The organism is Streptomyces sp. NPDC097129 (assembly GCF_055668065.1).
Genome location: NZ_JBVOQE010000010.1, coordinates 220,300 through 236,445, shown reverse-complemented (window position 1 = coordinate 236,445; position 16,146 = coordinate 220,300). Strand labels below are relative to the sequence as shown.

Genomic DNA, 16,146 nt, shown 5'->3' with positions numbered 1-16,146 from the left:
GTGGCGCCCGGCAGGCCGACGCCCGCTCAGAGCACCAGTGCCGTCGCGCACACCGCCATCGCCACCGTGCACAGCACCGCCGCCGTCGCCAGCCGCGCCGGCATCGGCCGGGGGCGGCCCGTCGCCGCGAGCAGGCGGATGCGTTGATGGGCGACGAGCAGGAAGCCCACCCACAGCACGCAGCACAGCGCCCCCGCGACGACACCGGCCGCCGACGCGCCGCCGTGCGCCGCGGCCTTCACGGCGAGCACGGCCGCGACCGTCCACGCCAGCGTCGTACGGCGCCAGGCGAGCCGTGTCCGCTCGGGCTGCAGCCCAGGGTCCCGCTCGTCGCTCACCCCGTGAGCACCGCTCACCCCGCCCACCCGATCAGCACGACCACGACCATCGCCACCGCGACGACGGCGATGACGAGACTGAGCGCGACGGGGAACCGGGACACCGGCAGGTCCTCCCCGCGGCGCATCGCCCGCTCGCAGCGCACCCAGTGGTTGATCGCCCGCAGCGCGCACAGCACGCCCGCGGCGAGCAGCGCGAGCGCGAGCCCCACGCGCCAGGCCCAGCGCAGGTCCGGCAGGAACTGGTCCACCGCGAACCCGCCGCCGATCAGCGCGAGCGCGGTGCGCAGCCAGGCCAGGAAGGTGCGCTCGTTGGCCAGCGAGAACCGGTAGTCGGGCGTCCCGCCCTCCTCCCGCACCCGCTCCGGCGCGAACCACAACCGGACGTTCCGTACGAGTTCGATCACGTCCAGGACCCTATCCGGAGCGCGGGCGCGGGGCGTTGTCAGCGGTGGCCGCTAACGTCGTGGGCATGGATCTTCCCGCCCCCCTCGCGGCCTGCACCGGGCCGGGCCGACGTCTCGCTCCGGCCGAGCACCTCCTCGCCGTGCCCGGCTTCTGGCCCGCGTACTACCTGCCGACCTGGGGGGAGCTCGCCGAGCGGCCCGAGCTGTTCGGCGCCGACGAGGCCGACGTCGCGGAGGCGGCCGAGGCGCTGTACGGGACGACGGACGAGCCCTGGCCGGCGTTGCGGATACCGATGGCGGGCGGCCACCTGCTGTGGATCGTGTACTGGAACCTCCCGGACGACCCAGGGATCGGGTATCTGATCACCCACCCCGAGTGGGACCGGGCGGCCCACCTGGCCGTGATCGAGGGGCACTACAGCGGGCCCGGCCTGTCCTGGCCGGAGCTGCTCGCCGTCGCGGAGACGGTGCCGGCGGGCTCCGAGGGGGTCCTCGATCCCGACGTCCGGCTGCTTCTGCTGCTGCCCGCCTTCGGTGACGCGGACACACCGACCGAGGAGGCCGTACGGCGGATGTCCCGGGCGCTGCGGGCCGTCGGCGTACCGGAGAACGAGGCGGACGAGTGCGCGGAGGGGTTCCTGGACCACCCGTTCTGGGAGGGCCCGACCTGGACGCTGCCCGGCCCGAGCCCGCTCAGTGGCGGCAGCGCCGAACCCGGCCCGCTCGCCGTGTGCGACGACCACCACAGCCCGCGCACCCTGCCACTGGGCCGCGGCATCACCGCCCCGCAGGCACACGCCCTGGCCGGCGCGCTGACCGGCGGGCCCGATGGCGCCGCTCAGCGTGCCGACCGGTAGTCGGCCAGCCGTTCGTATGCCGCCATGCCGTCCGGCACCCACTCCCACTCGCCGAGCCGCCCGCGCAGTTCGTCCTCGGTGAGGAAGGCGTGCCAGGCGACCTCCTCCACCTGCGGCCGCACCGGCAGTGCGCAGCGGACCTCGTACACCGCCGACCACCAGCTCTGCCCGGCTCCGCCGTCGTAGCGGAACTTGAACAGGTAGGTGGGGCGGGGCAGCCCCGTCACGCCCAGTTCCTCCTCCGCCTCGCGCAGGGCGGCGTCGTCGTAGGACTCGCCCGCGCCGACGACTCCGCCGACGAACATGTCGTACCGGGAGGGGAAGACCAGCTTGGAGGGGGTCCTGCGGTGGACGAAGATCCGGCCGTCCGCGTCGCGGGCCTGGATGAAGACGCACCGGTGGCGCAGCCCGCGGGCGTAGGCCTCACCGCGCGGCGACTGCCCGATGACCTGGTCGTTCTCGTCGACGATGTCGAGGATCTCGTTAGCAGCGTTCATGGCCCCCATCCAAGCAGGGCCGCCGAGACCCCAGCAGGACCCGGCACCCGCCCCCCGGCGGGTGCCGGACCGGGCAGCGAGCCCCCGTTGCCCGGCAGGGCCTTGGGGGAGGGCAGGTTGTCGTCTTCCCGGCGGGGCCTCGGGTGGGCGGCGGTTTCTCGTCTTCCTGGCGGCCCTTGGACGGGCGGCCAGGTTCTCGTCTTCCCGGGGGCCCTGGCGGGCGCCAAGCTTCTCGTCTTCTCGGCGGAGCCCGCGGCGGGCAGAGGCCTTCGATCCCGGCGAGATCGCCAAGCGGCCCCGGTGGTGCCCTGAAGCGCCCGGCGATCCCGCAAAGCGCCCGGCGGTGGCGCAAAGCGCCCGGCGGTCCAGCAAAGGGCCCGGCGATCCCGCAAGGCGCCCGGCGGTGGCGCAAAGCGCCCGGCGGTCCAGCAAAGGGCCCGGCGGTGGTGTAAATCGCCTGGCGGTCCCGTGAAGCCCCCGGCGGTCCGGTGAAGCCCCCGGCGGTGCCGCCAAGCGGCCCCGGCGGTCCCGCCAAGCGCCAGGCGGTGCCGTAAAAGCGCCGGGCGGTCTCGTGAAGCCCCGAGCGGTCCCGTGAAGGCCCCGGTGGTGCCGTCGAGCGCCCCGGCAGGGGCCGTCAGCGCTCTTGGAGCGCGTCCACCCGTTCCTCGCCCGCCGTGCCCTGCGGCAGGCACGGGTGCAGGCCCAGCAGGACGATGCCCGCGACGATCGCCGCCAGGCCCGCCGCCTCCCAGGCCAGCGCGCCGGTGTCGGTGTGCAGCCGGTCGCCGAGGAAGCCGACGCCGCAGGCGATCCCGGCCAGCGGCTGCGTGGCGGTGAGCGCGGGCAGCGACTTGCGCAGCGGTGCCGTCTCGAACGCGCTCTGCACCAGGATCAGCCCGGTGATCCCGAGCGCCAGCACGGCGTACGGTTGCCAGCCGGTGAGCAGTTCGGCCAGGCCGCCGTCGGAGAAGCGCTGGCCGCTGACCCGCGTCAGGGCGTCCTGGACGCCGTAGAGCAGACCGGCCGCGAGGGCGAGCAGGACGGGACCCCAGCTCAGCCGTGAGCGTTTGGCGCAGGTGGTCAGCAGCAGCGCCGAACCCGTCATCACGCCGATGATCACCCAGTGGCGCACCGGATCGGTCACCGCGCTGCCGCCGCGCGGCTCACCCGCCAGGATGAACGCGCTCACCCCGCCCGCGAGCAGCCCCAGTCCCGCCCAGCCCTGCCGGCCCAGCGACTGCCGGGTGCGGCGGCGGGAGAGCGCGAGCGCGAAGAGCAGATTGGTCGCCAGCAGCGGTTCGACCAGGGACACCTCGCCCCGGCCGAGCGCGATCGCGCCGAGGACCATCCCCGCCACCATCAGGGCGAGGCCGCCCAGCCAGCTGGGCACCCGCATCAGGTCCAGCAGCAGCCGGGGCGAGAGGAAGTCCCCGAGCGGGGCCCGCTGCGCGGCGCTCTGCTGCAGGACGAAACCGAAACCCACACAGCACGCGGCACTCACGGCGAGGACAAGAACCAGAACCGACACGCTGCGTCCCTCGATCGTCTCGTCGGGTCACGGGTCGTGAGGCCCGACTCTAATGCCCTGGACTCCAGGGCGCCCCCCGGAGTGCGCGGAACGGTCCCCTGCGGATACCCCCGCCCAGGCGCCCCAGTCCGGCACCCACGCCATGCTGGACCGCGCCGCCCGGCCCCGCCATGGCCTACGCCACACCACCCCGCCGCCCGAGCCCGCGCCGCCCGCGCCCCACAGCGCCGCCCGACCGCCGCCCGCGCCCGCGCCCGCGCCGCCCCACCGCGCAGCCCGACCTGCGCCCACGCCCGCGACGACGGCGCTCCACAGCACCGCCATGGCCTACGCCCCACCACCCCCGCCGCCCGAGCCCGCGCCGCCGGCTCCCCACAGCCCCGCCCGACCGCCGCCCGCGCCCGCGCCGCCCCCGCCCCACAGCGCCGCCCGACCGGCGCCCGTGCCCGCGCCGCCCGCGCCCCACAGCACCGCCCGGCCTGCGCCCACGCCCGCGACGACGGCGCTCCACAGCACCGCCATGGCCTACGCCACACCACCCCCGCCGCCCGAGCCCGCGCCGCCGGCTCCCCACAGCCCCGCCCGACCGCCGCCCGCGCCCGCGCCGCCGGCTCCCCACAGCCCCGCCCGACCGCCGCCCGCGCCCGCGCCACCCGCTCCCCACAGCCCCGCCCGACCGCCGCCGAGCCCGCGACGCCCGCCCCCCGGCGCCCGCGCCGCACAGCGCAGCCCCCCGGCGCCCGCCCCCCAGCGCAGCCCCCCCAGCGCCGCCCGACCGTTCAAATCCCGCCAACCACAGGTCAGTTGACGCGTGTCATCGGGCCGTCGGCCCTTGACGCGCGTCACTCGCTGACGGTTGGCTGTGCGTGATCGCACGGTGGCAGGTGCATGCCCGTCCGCGGAGGAGCCCGACCAGCCCTCCGACAGCGGACCGCCACCACGCACGAGGAACACGGAACACGAGGTAGCCCCGCGGTGCCCCCACCCCCGCCTCCCCTGGGCCGCGGCCGCAGACGCGCCGCTCACGCCTTCGACGCCGCCCTCGACGACGCCGAGCTCGCCACCGCTCGCTCCGCGCTGGCGCAGGGCCGGTGGCAGTCCGCGCGCTCGCTGCTCGCCCTCACCGGTGACGAGTACGACCGCCGCGGCCACCGGGTCGTCGTCCTGGCCGCCGAGTCCTACAGCGCCGCCTGGGCCAAGGACTGGCTCCTGGCCGAACCCGACTCGGTCGACGCCGCGGTGCTGCTCGCCGCCGCCCGCGTCCAGCGCGCCCTGCGCGCCAAGGACAAGCCCGCCGCCGCCCGCGAGGCCTGCCACACCGCCGCCGCGCTCGCCCCGGCCGACCCCACCCCCTGGCTGGCCCTGCTCCTGCTGGAGCGCACCCACGGGGACGACACCGCCGTCGTCCGCACGTTCGAGCACGTGCGCGCCCGCCACTCGGACCACCACCACGCCCACCATCTGATGGTCGCCCGGCTCGCCGAGCGCCGCGCCGACGCCGGCCCCGACCCGCTGCACGAGGTGTACGACTTCGCCGCCTGGGCCGCCGAACAGGCGCCCGCCGACTCCCCGCTCGCGATGCTCCCGGTCATCGCGCACGCCGAGCGCTACCGCGTGCTCGCCACCACCGGCTCCCTCCCGGCCGACCCGCTCACCTCCGGCCACTGGACCGACCGCCGCGCCCGGCAGGTGATGAAGGCCGCCTTCGACTGGTGGCTGGAATGGGAGCACGAGGGCCACCCCCGGCGCCTGGTCGACCTCAACCACCTCGCCCACGCCAAGGTCTGCGAGGGCCGCGGCGCCGAGGCCGCCGCCCTCTTCCACCGCATCGGCGAGCACGCCACCCCCGCTCCCTGGTCCTACCCCGACCGAGACCCGTACACCGCCTTCCGCGCCGCCCGCGACCGCGCCCTCGGAACAACCTGACGCCCCCGCAAGGCCCCCGCCCGGCGGGGCCCCGCCCCGAAAGGACCCCGCATGACGACCGGCAGTCCCCGCACCACCAGACCCGCCGCCGACGGCATCAGCACCTACCTCGGCCACGACCGGGCCCTGCGCGCCGACCGCCTCGGCACCTCCGGTCTGCTGCTCTCCGTGCTCGCCGCGACCGGGCCGGTCATGGTCGTCGCCGGTGTCATGCCCACCACGTACGCGGTGATGGGCATCGTCGGCCAGCCGCTGCTGTTCGTCGCGCTCGGCGTGGTCCTCGTCCTGTTCAGCGTGGGCTACGCCGAGATGAGCCGGCACGTCCACAACGCCGGCGCCTTCTACGCCTACATCGCCCGCGGTCTCGGCGGCACCACCGGCGCCGGCGCGGCCCTCGTCGCCCTCGTCGCCTACAGCTCCCTCCAGGTCGGCATCTACGGCATCTTCGGCTTCGAGGTCTCCGGGCTGCTCTCCACCTACGCCGACGTCACCGTCGCCTGGTGGATTCCGGCGCTGGCCGCGGTCGCCGTCGTCGGTGCGCTCGGCTGGCTGAAGATCGACGTCAACGCGCGCGTGCTCGGCGTCCTCCTCGTCATCGAGGTCGCCCTCGTCGTGATCTTCGACATCGCGGCGGTGGCCGACCCGGGCAAGGAGGGCCTGTCCCTGCACGCCTTCGACCCCGCCACCCTCACCGGCGCCGGCGTCTCCACCGCCCTGTGCTTCTGCATCGCCGCCTTCACCGGCTTCGAGCAGGCCCCCGTCTACGCCGAGGAGACCAGCCGTCCGCACGTCCTGGTGCCGCGCGTGATGTTCCTCGCCGTCGGCTCCGTCGCGGTGTTCTTCGCGATCAGCTCCTGGGCGCTCACCGTCGCCACCGGCCCCTCGCAGATCGTCGGCGCCGCGCAGAAGGAGAGCGCCGGCCTGCTGTTCACGCTCACCGAGTCCCGGCTCGGCGCCACCTTCACCGACGTCCTGCACGTGCTGTTCGTGACCGGCATGTTCGCCGCCACCCTCAGCTTCCACAACGTCGTCGCCCGCTACGCCTTCGCCATGGGCCGCGAGGGCCTGCTGCCGCGCGCCTTCGGCCGCACCACCGGCGCGAGCGGGGCGCCCGGCACCGGCTCGCTCCTGCAGACCGGCGTGTCGGCGGCCGTCGTCATCGTCTTCGCCGCCACCGACGGCAAGCCCGCGGGCGACCCCACCGCGCCCGTCCTGCACCTGTTCACCTGGTGCGGCAACCTCGGCGCGCTCGGCGTGATCCTGCTGATGGCCGCCGCCTCCCTGTCCGTGATCGTCTTCTTCGTCCGGCGCGGCGCCGCCCGCGCCCAGGCGTGGCGGCTGCTCACCTCGGCGCTGGCCGGCCTCGCCCTGCTGGTGCTGGCCGGCTACACCGTCAAGGACTTCGACGTCCTGGTCGGCGCCGGCCCCGGCTCCGTCCTGAGCTGGGCGCTGCCCGCCGTCATCGCTCTCGCCCTGGCCGCCGGGCTGGCGCAGGGCCTGCTGCTGCGCTCCCGCAACCCCCGGGCGCACGCCCGTATCGGCCTGGGCAACGAGGCGTTCCAGCTCGACAAGGCCGCCGCCACAGCCGCACCCGGCGAGCAGTGATTACGGAAGGCTGACGGGCACCCGTGAACCCTTCACCACAGGGTCCGCGGGTGCTCGAATGAAGAGGTGAACCCCGAACCCCCACCACCGCCCGGGTCACCCGACCAGGAGGGCCGGCCGATCGGCCGCCGCGTCCTGCTCGGCACCCTGGGCCTCGGCGCGCTGGGCGTGCTCACCGCGCCGACCCTGCAACGCGGTCTGGAGTCCGTCTTCCGCAGCGACCCGACCGGTCTGTCCGGTCTGCTGCCCAACGGCGGCGGCTTCCGCTACTACAACGTCGCCGGGTCCGTGCCGCACCTCGGCCCACGGGACTACCGCCTCACGGTGGGCGGTCTGGTCGACCACCCGCGCGGCTACAGCCTGGCCGAGCTGCGGGCCCTGCCGCAGACGCGGATCATCAAGGACGTGCAGTGCGTGACCGGCTGGCGGGTTCCGGGCACCCCCTTCCAGGGGGTACGCCTGTCCCGGCTGCTGGACGCCGCCGGGGTGCGCCCCACGGCCCGCGCGATCCGCTTCACCTGCTTCGACGGCACCTACAGCGAGTCGCTCACCCTCGCCCAGGCCCGCCGCCCCGACGTCCTGGTGGCGCTGCGCATGCAGGACAGGGACCTGGGCCACGCCCACGGCGGCCCGGTCCGCCTCTACGTCGCCCCCATGTACTTCTACAAGTCCGCCAAGTGGCTCTCCGGCATCACCGTCACCGACGAGGTCGAACCCGGCTACTGGGAGGAGCGCGGCTACGACGTCGACGCCTGGGTGGGCCGCTCGAACGGACGCGACGATGAGCCTACGAGCTGACGCCCCGGCGGCCCCGGCCACGGGGCGGGTGCGGCGCTTCAGCGCGGCCGAGCGCTGGATCCACCGCACGACGGCCGCGCTGATGGGCGTGTGCGTGGTGACCGCGGCCTTCCTGTACATCCCGCAGCTCGCCGAACTCGTCGGCCGCCGCGAGCTGGTGGTCCGCGTCCACGAGTGCGCCGGCCTCGCCCTGCCGGTGCCCGTGCTGCTCGGCCTCGCCTCGCGGGCCTTCCGCGCCGACCTCGGCCGGCTGAACCGTTTCGGCCCGCACGACCGCCGCTGGCTGCGTGCCACCGTCCGCCGCGACAAACGGCACACGTCGCGCCCGGCGGGCAAGTTCAACGCCGGTCAGAAGATCTACGCGGCCTGGATCGCCGGGGCGACGCTGGTGATGCTCGGCACCGGGCTGCTGATGTGGTTCACCCATCTCACCCCGCTGAAGTGGCGCACCGGCGCCACCTTCGTGCACGACTGGCTGGCCCTGACCGTCGGCATCGTGCTGGCCGGCCACATCGGCATGGCCCTCGGCGACCCCGAGGCCCGCCGCGGACTGCGCACGGGCCTGGTTGGACGGGGGTGGGCGGAGCGCGAACACCCGCTGTGGCGGCCGTAGGCCACAGCGGGTGCACGGTCGTCGCTGGGTCGCTATATGACCAGGGACAGCAACAGCACCAGGCCGCCTCCGACCACCGAGATGATCGTCTCCATGATCGACCAGGTCTTGACGGTCTCGCCGACGCTCAGCCCGAAGTACTCCTTCACCAGCCAGAAGCCGGCGTCATTGACATGGCTGAAGAAGAGCGAGCCCGCGCCGACGGCGAGGACGAGCAGCGCGGTGTGCGTGGTCGACATGCCGGCCGCGAGGGGCGCGACCAGGCCGGCCGCCGAGACCGTGGCGACGGTCGCCGAGCCGGTCGCCAGCCGGATCGCCACCGCGATCAGCCAGGCCAGCAGCAGCGCCGGTATGTTCCAGTCCTTGGAGATGTCCAGGATCATCTGGCCCACGCCGGTGTCGATCAGCGTCTGCTTGAAACCGCCGCCCGCGCCGACGATCAGCAGGATGCCCGCGATGGGCGCGAGGCCCTTCTCCACCAGCGGCGTCAGCCGCTCCTTGCCGAACCCGGCGGGCCGCAGCAGCGTGAAGATGCCGACGAGGACGGCGGCGAGCAGGGCGATCAGCGGCGAGCCGACGACGTCGAAGATCCGCTGCACGGTCTTGGCGGGGTCGTCGACGGTGATGTCGACCAGCGCCTTGGACAGCATCAGGACGACCGGCAGCAGGATGGTGGCCAGCGTCGGGCCGAAGCCCGGCCGGGTCTCCAACTCCTCCGAGGCGCGCTGCGGGAGCATCCGGTCGGGCGCCTGGACGTCCACCCAGCGGGCCGCGACCTTGGAGAACAGCGGACCGGCGATGATCACCGTCGGGATGGCGATCAGGACGCCGAGCGCCAGCGTGACGCCCAGGTTCGCCTTGACCGCGTCGATCGCGACCAGCGGGCCGGGGTGCGGCGGGACCAGACCGTGCATCACGGACAGGCCCGCGAGGGCCGGGATGCCGATCCGCATCAGGGAGTAGTTGCCGCGCCTGGCGACCATCAGCACGACCGGGATCAGCAGCACGACGCCGACCTCGAAGAACAGCGGCAGCCCGATCACCGAGGCGATCAGCACCATCGCCCACGGCATGGCCCGCCCGCCGGCCTTGGCGAGGATGGTGTCCACGATCTGATCGGCGCCGCCGGAGTCGGCGAGCATCTTGCCGAGGATCGCGCCGAGGGCGATCAGCACGCCCACACCGGCCACCGTGGCGCCGAGCCCGGTGGTGAAGCTGGTGATGGCCTTGTCGAGCGGCGCCCCGGCGACCGCGCCGAGGACGAGAGTGCCGAGCGTCAGGGACAGGAACGCGTGGAGCTTGAACTTGGTGATCAGCAGGACGATGACGGCGATGCCCGCCAGCACGGCGATGCCCAGCTGGGCGTGGCCGGCCGAGGTGATCGGCTCGACTTTGTCCGCTGCCAGCATCTCGACGCTGAGTCTGGTCACGGGGGTTTCCCTTGCGGTTACGGGGGATGGGGAGGGAGCGGGGTGCCGGCGGCCCTGTGCAGGGCCGGGACGGGACCCCCAGGGAGTGGGGGGCTAGCGGGCCGACGGCGCGGGCAGCGTGGCCAGAGCGGACACGGCCCGCTCGGTTATCTGCTCCGGGCTGCCCTCGACGTCCACCTCGACGCCCGCCTCGTCCGCCCCGAGCGGCTGCAGCGTGGCGAACTGGGAGTCGAGCAGTGCCGTGGGCATGAAGTGGCCCTGGCGGTGCGCCATCCGGTCGGCGATGAGGACACGGTCACCGGTCAGGTGCACGAACACCAGCCCGGGCGCGGCGGCCCGCAGCCGGTCGCGGTACGACCGCTTCAGGGCCGAGCAGCTGACCACCCCGCCGAGCCCGTCGCGGCCGTCCGCCCAGTCGCCGATGGCGTCCAGCCACGGCCACCGGTCGTCGTCGGTCAGCGGGACGCCGGCCGACATCTTGGCGATGTTGGCCGCGGGGTGGAAGTCGTCGCCTTCGGCGTACGGGACGCCGAGCCGGGCGGCCAGCAGGGGACCGATGGTGGTCTTGCCGGTGCCTGCCACGCCCATGACCACGACGACGTGGGGGGTGTTCATCGCTGCCTCGCTGTCTTCGTCGACACGTTGATGCCGGGCTACTGAAACCTATTAGGTACGACGAATTCAAGAGTCTGTGACAAATAAGTCTGACTTTTTGTTCCCGTGACCCGGCCCGTACTCTGTGTGCATGACCACTCCGGGCCGGGGGCTGCACGGCCGTGTACTGGACACCCTCGGCCCCGCCATCACAGCGGGCGAGTACCCGCCGGGCAGCGTCCTGCGCACCGACGAACTCGCGCAGCGCTTCGACGTGTCACGCTCGGTGATGCGCGAGGCGGTACGGGTCCTGGAGTCGATGCACCTCGTGGAGTCCCGGCGACGGGTCGGCGTGACCGTGCGCCCCAAGGCCGAGTGGAACGTCTACGACCCGCAGGTCATCCGCTGGCGCCTGGCCGGCGCGGACCGGCCGCACCAACTGCGCTCACTGACCGTGCTGCGCTCGGCCGTCGAACCGGTCGCCGCCGGTCTCGCCGCGCGCCACGCCACCGCCGAGCAGTGCGCCGAACTCACCGAGTGCGCCCTCGGCATGGTCGCCAACTCCCGCGGCCACCGCCTCGAGGGCTACCTCCTGCACGACGTGGCCTTCCACCGGGTGATCCTCAGCGCCTCAGGTAACGAGATGTTCGCCCGCCTCGGGGACGTCGTGGCGGAGGTCCTCACGGGCCGTACGGAACACGAGGTCATGTTCGAGGACCCCGACCCGGCCGCCGTCACGCTCCACGTCCGGGTCGCGGAGGCGGTCCGGGCGCGCGACGCCGAGCGCGCGGAACAGCTGACCCGGGAGATCACGGTGGGGGCGCTGCAGGAACTCGACGTCCTCGCGCCCTGAGCGGACTGGACGCCAGGAGTCCCTGGCGTCCAGACGGGCTACGCGTCGGGGAAGTCCCCGTCGACGTACACCCACGCCCCGTCGACCCGCTCGAAGCGGCTGTGCTCGTGCAGCGAACCGCCCCGGTAGGAGGCGCGGAACGTCACCGTCCCGGTCGAGTGGAAGGCCGAGCCGTCGCTCGTGGCGAGGATCTCCAGCCCCGTCCAGCGCGTCCGGGGGTCCGGATCCAGCCGCGCCGGCCGGGTCCGCGGGTGCCAGGTGCGCAGCAAATAGCCGGTGTCGCCCTTGACGAAGGCGGTGTAGCGCGAGCGCATCAGCGCCTCGGCCGTCGGCGCGGCCGCCTCACCGCGGTGGTACCGGCCGCAGCACGCGGGGTACGGCTCCGGCAGACCGCAGGGGCAGGAACGCGTTGTCATGCCCGCCATTGTGCCCGGTCGCCGAGGTGGCGCGACAACGCCGAAGGCCCCCGCCGAAGCAGGGGCCTTCTCGCTGTGTCCGAGGGGGGACTTGAACCCCCACGCCCGATAAAGGGCACTAGCACCTCAAGCTAGCGCGTCTGCCATTCCGCCACCCGGACAAGGTGTGTGTCGTGCGGGGTTTCCCTCGCGGCGACGACGTAAACATTACCAGGCTTTCCGGGGTGGCCGATCACCCCCCGGTCGTCGCCGCCGTGACGTGAACGGCCTGTGACGGGCCGGGACCGGTCTTGGGCCACGGCGGGGGGCGGGGGGAGGATGAGGGGGACCCACCAGCGGTATGCCGCAGACAGCGCAGGGACACCGGGAGGAAGCAGCGTGAGCGAGACGGACACGGCCAGGGGAGTCACCGGCGAGGACGAGGTCGTGGACCTCTGCCGCGAGCTGATCCGGTTCGACACCAGCAACTACGGCGACCACTCCGGTCCCGGTGAACGCAAGGCGGCCGAGTACGTCGCCGAGAAGCTCGCCGAGGTCGGCCTCGAACCGAAGATCTACGAGTCGCACCCCGGCCGCGCCTCCACGGTGGCCCGCATCGAGGGCGAGGACCCGTCCCGGCCCGCGCTGCTCATCCACGGTCACCTCGATGTCGTCCCGGCCAACGCCGCCGACTGGACCCACGACCCCTTCTCCGGCGAGGTCGCCGACGGCTGCGTGTGGGGCCGCGGAGCCGTCGACATGAAGGACATGGACGCGATGACGCTCGCCGTCGTGCGCGACCGGCTGCGCTCCGGGCGCCGGCCCCCGCGCGACATCGTGGTCGCCTTCCTCGCCGACGAGGAGGCGGGCGGCACCTACGGCGCCCGTCACCTCGTCGACCGCCACCCCGGCCTCTTCGAAGGCGTCACCGAGGCGATCAGCGAGGTCGGCGGCTTCTCCTTCACCGTCAGCGAGCAGCGGCGGCTGTATCTGATCCAGACGGCCGAGAAGGGCATGCACTGGATGAAGCTCACCGTGGCCGGCACCGCCGGGCACGGCTCGATGATCCACCGGGACAACGCGATCACCGAGCTGAGCGAGGCCGTCGCCCGGGTCGGCCGGCACAGGTTCCCGGTGCGGGTGACCAAGACCACCCGGGCGTTCCTCGACGAACTCGGCGACGCCCTGGGCACCGAACTGGACCCGGAGGACATGGAGTCCACCCTCGCCCGGCTCGGCGGCATCGCCAAGCTGATCGGCGCGACCCTCAGCAACACCGCCAACCCCACGCAGCTCAACGCCGGTTACAAGGTCAACGTCATCCCCGGCGAGGCCACCGCGCACATCGACGGCCGCTTCCTGCCCGGCCACGAGGAGGAGTTCCTCGCGGACATCGACCGGCTGCTCGGCCCGAACGTCCGCCGCGATGACGTGCACGCCGACAAGGCCGTCGAGACCTCCTTCGACGGCGCCCTGGTGGAGGCCATGCAGTCCGCGCTGGTCGCCGAGGACCCGGCCGCCAAGGCGATCCCGTACATGCTCTCCGGCGGCACCGACGCCAAGTCCTTCGACGATCTCGGCATCCGCGGCTTCGGCTTCGCACCGCTGAAGCTGCCGCCGGAGCTGGACTTCGCCGGGATGTTCCACGGCGTCGACGAGCGGGTGCCGGTGGACGGGCTGAAGTTCGGCGTGCGGGTGCTCGACCGCTTCATCGACGCGTCCTGAACGGCGCGCCGAACGGGGCCTGCCGACGTCCCGAACGGCCCCTGCCGAAGCCCCGAATGGCGCCGGCTGAATTCGGGCGTGCGTGCGGCAACCACTGAGAAGAGTGAATGCGACCATACGCTCGTAGCCTCATTACACCCTCCTCGTTACAGGTGATGCGGTCCGCAACGCTGGGACCGCTTTTGCCAACAAGGAGGAATAATGATCAAGAAGGTCGTCGCTGCTGCGGCTGCCACCGGTGGGCTGGTTCTCGCGGGCGCGGGCCTCGCCGTCGCCGACGCCGGTGCCCAGGGTGCCGCCGTGAACTCCCCGGGCGTCGTTTCCGGCAACGTCATCCAGGTGCCCGTCCACGTCCCGGTGAACGTGTGCGGCAACACGATCAACGTGATCGGGCTCCTGAACCCCGCCTTCGGCAACACCTGCGTCAACGACTGACGTCCCCTTCCCGGGGGTTGGTCCTTCGCGGGTCGGTCCTCTGAGGGTCGTCCACACCATCGGCCCCGGAGCGCGCGCCATGCGCTCCGGGGCCGTTCGGTCATTTGCGCGTTTCACGACGCGACTTGATCTGCGAGTTGATGTGCGAGACATCGCGGAAGGCAGGAAATCAGCAATGCGACAGGTCACCCGCAAAGGCCTCATGACGGTGGCGGCCGCAACCGGCGTGCTCGCCGCCGCCGGCGGTTACGCCCACGCCGACTCGGGCGCGAGCGGCTCCGCCACCAACTCGCCGGGCGTGCTGTCCGGCAACTCGGTCCAGGCGCCGGTGCACGTCCCGGTCAACGTGTGCGGCAACACGGTCGACGTCGTCGGAGCGCTCAACCCGGCGATGGGCAACTCCTGCGCCAACCAGAGCCAGCACGGCAAACCGGGCGGGCACGGCGGCTCCGGCGGACACGGCGGCTCCGGTGGGCACAGCGGCTCCGGTGGGCACGGCGGCTCCGGCGGTGCGCACGCCGGCGGGCACACCAGTGACTCGCCCGGTGTCGGCTCCGGCAACCACGTCGAGGTCCCGGTCGACGTACCGGTCAACGTCTGCGGCAACAGTGTCGACGTCGTCGGGGCGCTGAACCCGGCGATGGGCAACAACTGCGCCAACGAGGGGAGCGGTCACCACACGCCCCCGGGCGGCGGCCAGACCCCGCCCGGCACGCCGGGAACTCCGGGCAACCCCGGCACCCCTGGCCACCCCGGCCACCCCGGCCACCCCGGCCACCCGGGTCACCCTGGCACTCCGGGTCACCCCGGTACGCCGGCCACCCCGACCACCCCGGGACAGGGGACGCCGGGCACTCCCGGCCACTCCCACCCCGGCACCCAGGCGGTCAGCCGCGCCGGGGCCTCGGCCCAGCTCGCCCACACCGGCAGTGAACTGCCCCTGGGCGTCGTGCTCCCCGTGGGCGCGGGCGCGCTGCTCGCCGGAGCGGTGATGTACCGCAAGGCGCGCGCCTCGGCGTGAGCCGCGCGGTGCCTGGGCGGCACACAGGAACGGAGCGGGCCCCGCACCAGCGGGGCCCGCTCCGTCTGCCTCACGTCACCACGTGGCGCGCACCTGGCGGATGATCCGCCGCCGCAGCCGCACCCTGCGGCTGCCGTCGCGCAGCAGGCTCAGGCGGTACAACTCCCAGTGTCCGTACTCGGCATGTTCGGTCAGCAGACGTGTCGTCTCCTTGCGGGAGACCCCGCGCGGTACGTACACGTCGACAAATTCGTATTCCGGCATCGCATCTATTGTGCGGGCTGGGGCCCGGTACGGATAGCGTCTGCACTATGTCTGATGCTGCGCAGCCCACCGCTGCCGAGGTACGTGCCGCCGCCGAGGCGGTCAAGACCGCGCTCGACCGCCACCTGGCCGCGGTCGAACGCAGGTCCGGCGAGGACGACCCGGACGTCTACGAGGCCTTCAACCAGCTGGCCGCGGCCGCCGAGGCGTACGACGAGGTGCTCTACGACCGCTACGACGAGGTCACGCCCTTCGAGATCCCGGGGGCGGACGACTCGCTGCCGCCGTACACGGGCCCCGAGGAGCCGAACGCGCTCAGCGTGCTGATCCGCCGCGACTACGCGGTCGCTCAGCCGCAGCGGCTGCGGGCGCAGGCCCAGCGCATCGAGGCGGCGGACGAGGCGAGCACGGGCGAGGGGATCTCCGGGACGGTCCACGGGGCGCTGGGCATCCTGTTCGGCGAGTTCGAACCGGACGAGATCGCCTCCCGGCACAAGGAGTTCGGCCTGGAGGAGGGCGACTCCACGCTGTGGGTGGTCGCCGCCGACGAACCGGCTGAGCCCGGCGAGTGGCTGGAGGCACCGTTCGAGCAGATCGACCCGCAGCGGGCGGTGTGCCGCTTCGATGTCAGCGCCGTGTTCGACGACGACCTCGACGAGGACGAGGACGACGACCCGCACCCGGATCTCGCCGCGGACGAGGACGACGACCTGGAACCCCTGGACGCCGACCGCTGACAGCACTCCGCACACCCTGCGACCGGCCCGGGACGTCCTGTCCCGGGCCGTACGCGTTCCGGCGGGTACGCGGTGCGGCGGGCACGCGTTCCGGCCGTACGCGTTATCGGCCCGGGCGCGCCC

The 16,146-nt window shown here is 73.4% G+C and carries 19 protein-coding genes and 1 tRNA gene; 10 read left to right on the top strand and 10 right to left on the bottom strand.

Features of this window, described 5'->3' with window-relative positions; translation table 11 throughout:
• Nucleotides 1–26: 26 nt before the first annotated feature.
• Nucleotides 27–356 carry a DUF202 domain-containing protein gene (locus AC0B9F_RS27555; protein ID WP_472007102.1) on the bottom strand — a complete coding sequence of 110 codons (330 nt, stop codon included), beginning with the start codon at nt 354–356 and terminating at the stop codon, nt 27–29.
• The gene (locus tag AC0B9F_RS27550) at nt 353–745 is read right to left on the bottom strand and encodes a YidH family protein (RefSeq protein WP_472007100.1); all 393 of its coding nucleotides are present in this window, start codon (nt 743–745) and stop codon (nt 353–355) included. The genes AC0B9F_RS27555 and AC0B9F_RS27550 overlap by 4 nt, the downstream gene beginning before the upstream one ends.
• 65 nt (nt 746–810) lie before the next feature.
• On the opposite strand from AC0B9F_RS27550, the gene AC0B9F_RS27545 reads away from it, so the two are divergent.
• Nucleotides 811–1,602: a hypothetical protein gene (locus AC0B9F_RS27545; protein WP_472007099.1), complete on the top strand. Its 792-nt coding sequence runs from the start codon at nt 811–813 to the stop codon at nt 1,600–1,602.
• Here the strand turns inward: AC0B9F_RS27545 and AC0B9F_RS27540 are convergent.
• The 3 genes from AC0B9F_RS27540 to AC0B9F_RS27530 form a co-directional block, all read right to left on the bottom strand.
• Complete coding sequence (locus AC0B9F_RS27540; protein ID WP_472007097.1) at nt 1,584–2,099, bottom strand: NUDIX hydrolase; 516 nt, start codon at nt 2,097–2,099, stop codon at nt 1,584–1,586. The two genes, AC0B9F_RS27545 and AC0B9F_RS27540, sit on opposite strands and share 19 nt — an antisense overlap.
• A 634-nt stretch (nt 2,100–2,733) precedes the next feature.
• Nucleotides 2,734–3,627: a DMT family transporter gene (locus tag AC0B9F_RS27535; protein WP_472007095.1), complete on the bottom strand. Its 894-nt coding sequence runs from the start codon at nt 3,625–3,627 to the stop codon at nt 2,734–2,736.
• Nucleotides 3,628–3,954: 327 nt separating this feature from the next.
• On the bottom strand, nt 3,955–4,149 hold the full coding sequence (locus tag AC0B9F_RS27530; RefSeq protein ID WP_472007094.1) for a hypothetical protein: 195 nt from the start codon (nt 4,147–4,149) through the stop codon (nt 3,955–3,957).
• Between the two features lie 453 nt (nt 4,150–4,602).
• Here AC0B9F_RS27530 and AC0B9F_RS27525 point away from each other — a divergent pair, with 453 nt between their 5' ends.
• The 4 genes from AC0B9F_RS27525 to AC0B9F_RS27510 all read left to right on the top strand — a co-directional run bounded on the left by AC0B9F_RS27525 (nt 4,603) and on the right by AC0B9F_RS27510 (nt 8,569).
• Complete coding sequence (locus AC0B9F_RS27525) at nt 4,603–5,553, top strand: hypothetical protein (protein ID WP_472007093.1); 951 nt, start codon at nt 4,603–4,605, stop codon at nt 5,551–5,553.
• Nucleotides 5,554–5,604: 51 nt separating this feature from the next.
• Nucleotides 5,605–7,158 (top strand): APC family permease, encoded by a 1,554-nt coding sequence (locus tag AC0B9F_RS27520; protein WP_472007091.1) that lies wholly within the window; start codon nt 5,605–5,607, stop codon nt 7,156–7,158.
• A gap of 66 nt (nt 7,159–7,224) precedes the next feature.
• Nucleotides 7,225–7,956 (top strand): molybdopterin-dependent oxidoreductase, encoded by a 732-nt coding sequence (locus AC0B9F_RS27515; protein WP_472007089.1) that lies wholly within the window; start codon nt 7,225–7,227, stop codon nt 7,954–7,956.
• Nucleotides 7,940–8,569: a cytochrome b/b6 domain-containing protein gene (locus tag AC0B9F_RS27510; protein ID WP_472007087.1), complete on the top strand. Its 630-nt coding sequence runs from the start codon at nt 7,940–7,942 to the stop codon at nt 8,567–8,569. The genes AC0B9F_RS27515 and AC0B9F_RS27510 overlap by 17 nt, the downstream gene beginning before the upstream one ends.
• Before the next feature lie 32 nt (nt 8,570–8,601).
• Here AC0B9F_RS27510 and AC0B9F_RS27505 read toward each other — a convergent pair whose 3' ends face one another.
• Nucleotides 8,602–9,999 carry a GntP family permease gene (locus AC0B9F_RS27505; RefSeq protein WP_472007086.1) on the bottom strand — a complete coding sequence of 466 codons (1,398 nt, stop codon included), beginning with the start codon at nt 9,997–9,999 and terminating at the stop codon, nt 8,602–8,604.
• Nucleotides 10,000–10,092: 93 nt separating this feature from the next.
• Complete coding sequence (locus AC0B9F_RS27500) at nt 10,093–10,614, bottom strand: gluconokinase (RefSeq protein WP_472007084.1); 522 nt, start codon at nt 10,612–10,614, stop codon at nt 10,093–10,095.
• Between the two features lie 130 nt (nt 10,615–10,744).
• Between AC0B9F_RS27500 and AC0B9F_RS27495 the strand changes: the two genes are divergently transcribed.
• Entirely contained in the window at nt 10,745–11,446 is a 702-nt protein-coding gene (locus AC0B9F_RS27495) for a FadR/GntR family transcriptional regulator (protein ID WP_472007082.1), read from the top strand.
• Nucleotides 11,447–11,484: 38 nt separating this feature from the next.
• Here AC0B9F_RS27495 and AC0B9F_RS27490 read toward each other — a convergent pair whose 3' ends face one another.
• Together AC0B9F_RS27490 and AC0B9F_RS27485 are read right to left on the bottom strand one after the other, a co-directional pair.
• Nucleotides 11,485–11,862, bottom strand: a complete 378-nt coding sequence (locus AC0B9F_RS27490; protein WP_472007081.1) for a YchJ family protein — start codon at nt 11,860–11,862, stop codon at nt 11,485–11,487.
• Nucleotides 11,863–11,938: 76 nt separating this feature from the next.
• Nucleotides 11,939–12,023, bottom strand: a tRNA-Leu gene (locus AC0B9F_RS27485).
• A 217-nt stretch (nt 12,024–12,240) separates the two neighbouring features.
• Between AC0B9F_RS27485 and AC0B9F_RS27480 the strand changes: the two genes are divergently transcribed.
• From AC0B9F_RS27480 to AC0B9F_RS27470, 3 genes are all read left to right on the top strand, one after another.
• On the top strand, nt 12,241–13,566 hold the full coding sequence (locus tag AC0B9F_RS27480; RefSeq protein WP_472007079.1) for a M20/M25/M40 family metallo-hydrolase: 1,326 nt from the start codon (nt 12,241–12,243) through the stop codon (nt 13,564–13,566).
• A gap of 201 nt (nt 13,567–13,767) precedes the next feature.
• Nucleotides 13,768–14,001: a chaplin ChpH gene (chpH, locus tag AC0B9F_RS27475; protein ID WP_361625561.1), complete on the top strand. Its 234-nt coding sequence runs from the start codon at nt 13,768–13,770 to the stop codon at nt 13,999–14,001.
• A 175-nt stretch (nt 14,002–14,176) separates the two neighbouring features.
• Nucleotides 14,177–15,022: a chaplin gene (locus AC0B9F_RS27470; RefSeq protein WP_472007077.1), complete on the top strand. Its 846-nt coding sequence runs from the start codon at nt 14,177–14,179 to the stop codon at nt 15,020–15,022.
• Between the two features lie 75 nt (nt 15,023–15,097).
• Here the strand turns inward: AC0B9F_RS27470 and AC0B9F_RS27465 are convergent, their stop codons facing one another.
• Nucleotides 15,098–15,286 (bottom strand): DUF5703 family protein, encoded by a 189-nt coding sequence (locus AC0B9F_RS27465; protein ID WP_366405212.1) that lies wholly within the window; start codon nt 15,284–15,286, stop codon nt 15,098–15,100.
• A gap of 47 nt (nt 15,287–15,333) precedes the next feature.
• Here AC0B9F_RS27465 and AC0B9F_RS27460 point away from each other — a divergent pair, with 47 nt between their 5' ends.
• Nucleotides 15,334–16,023 (top strand): hypothetical protein, encoded by a 690-nt coding sequence (locus AC0B9F_RS27460; RefSeq protein ID WP_472007075.1) that lies wholly within the window; start codon nt 15,334–15,336, stop codon nt 16,021–16,023.
• Nucleotides 16,024–16,146: the final 123 nt, after the last annotated feature.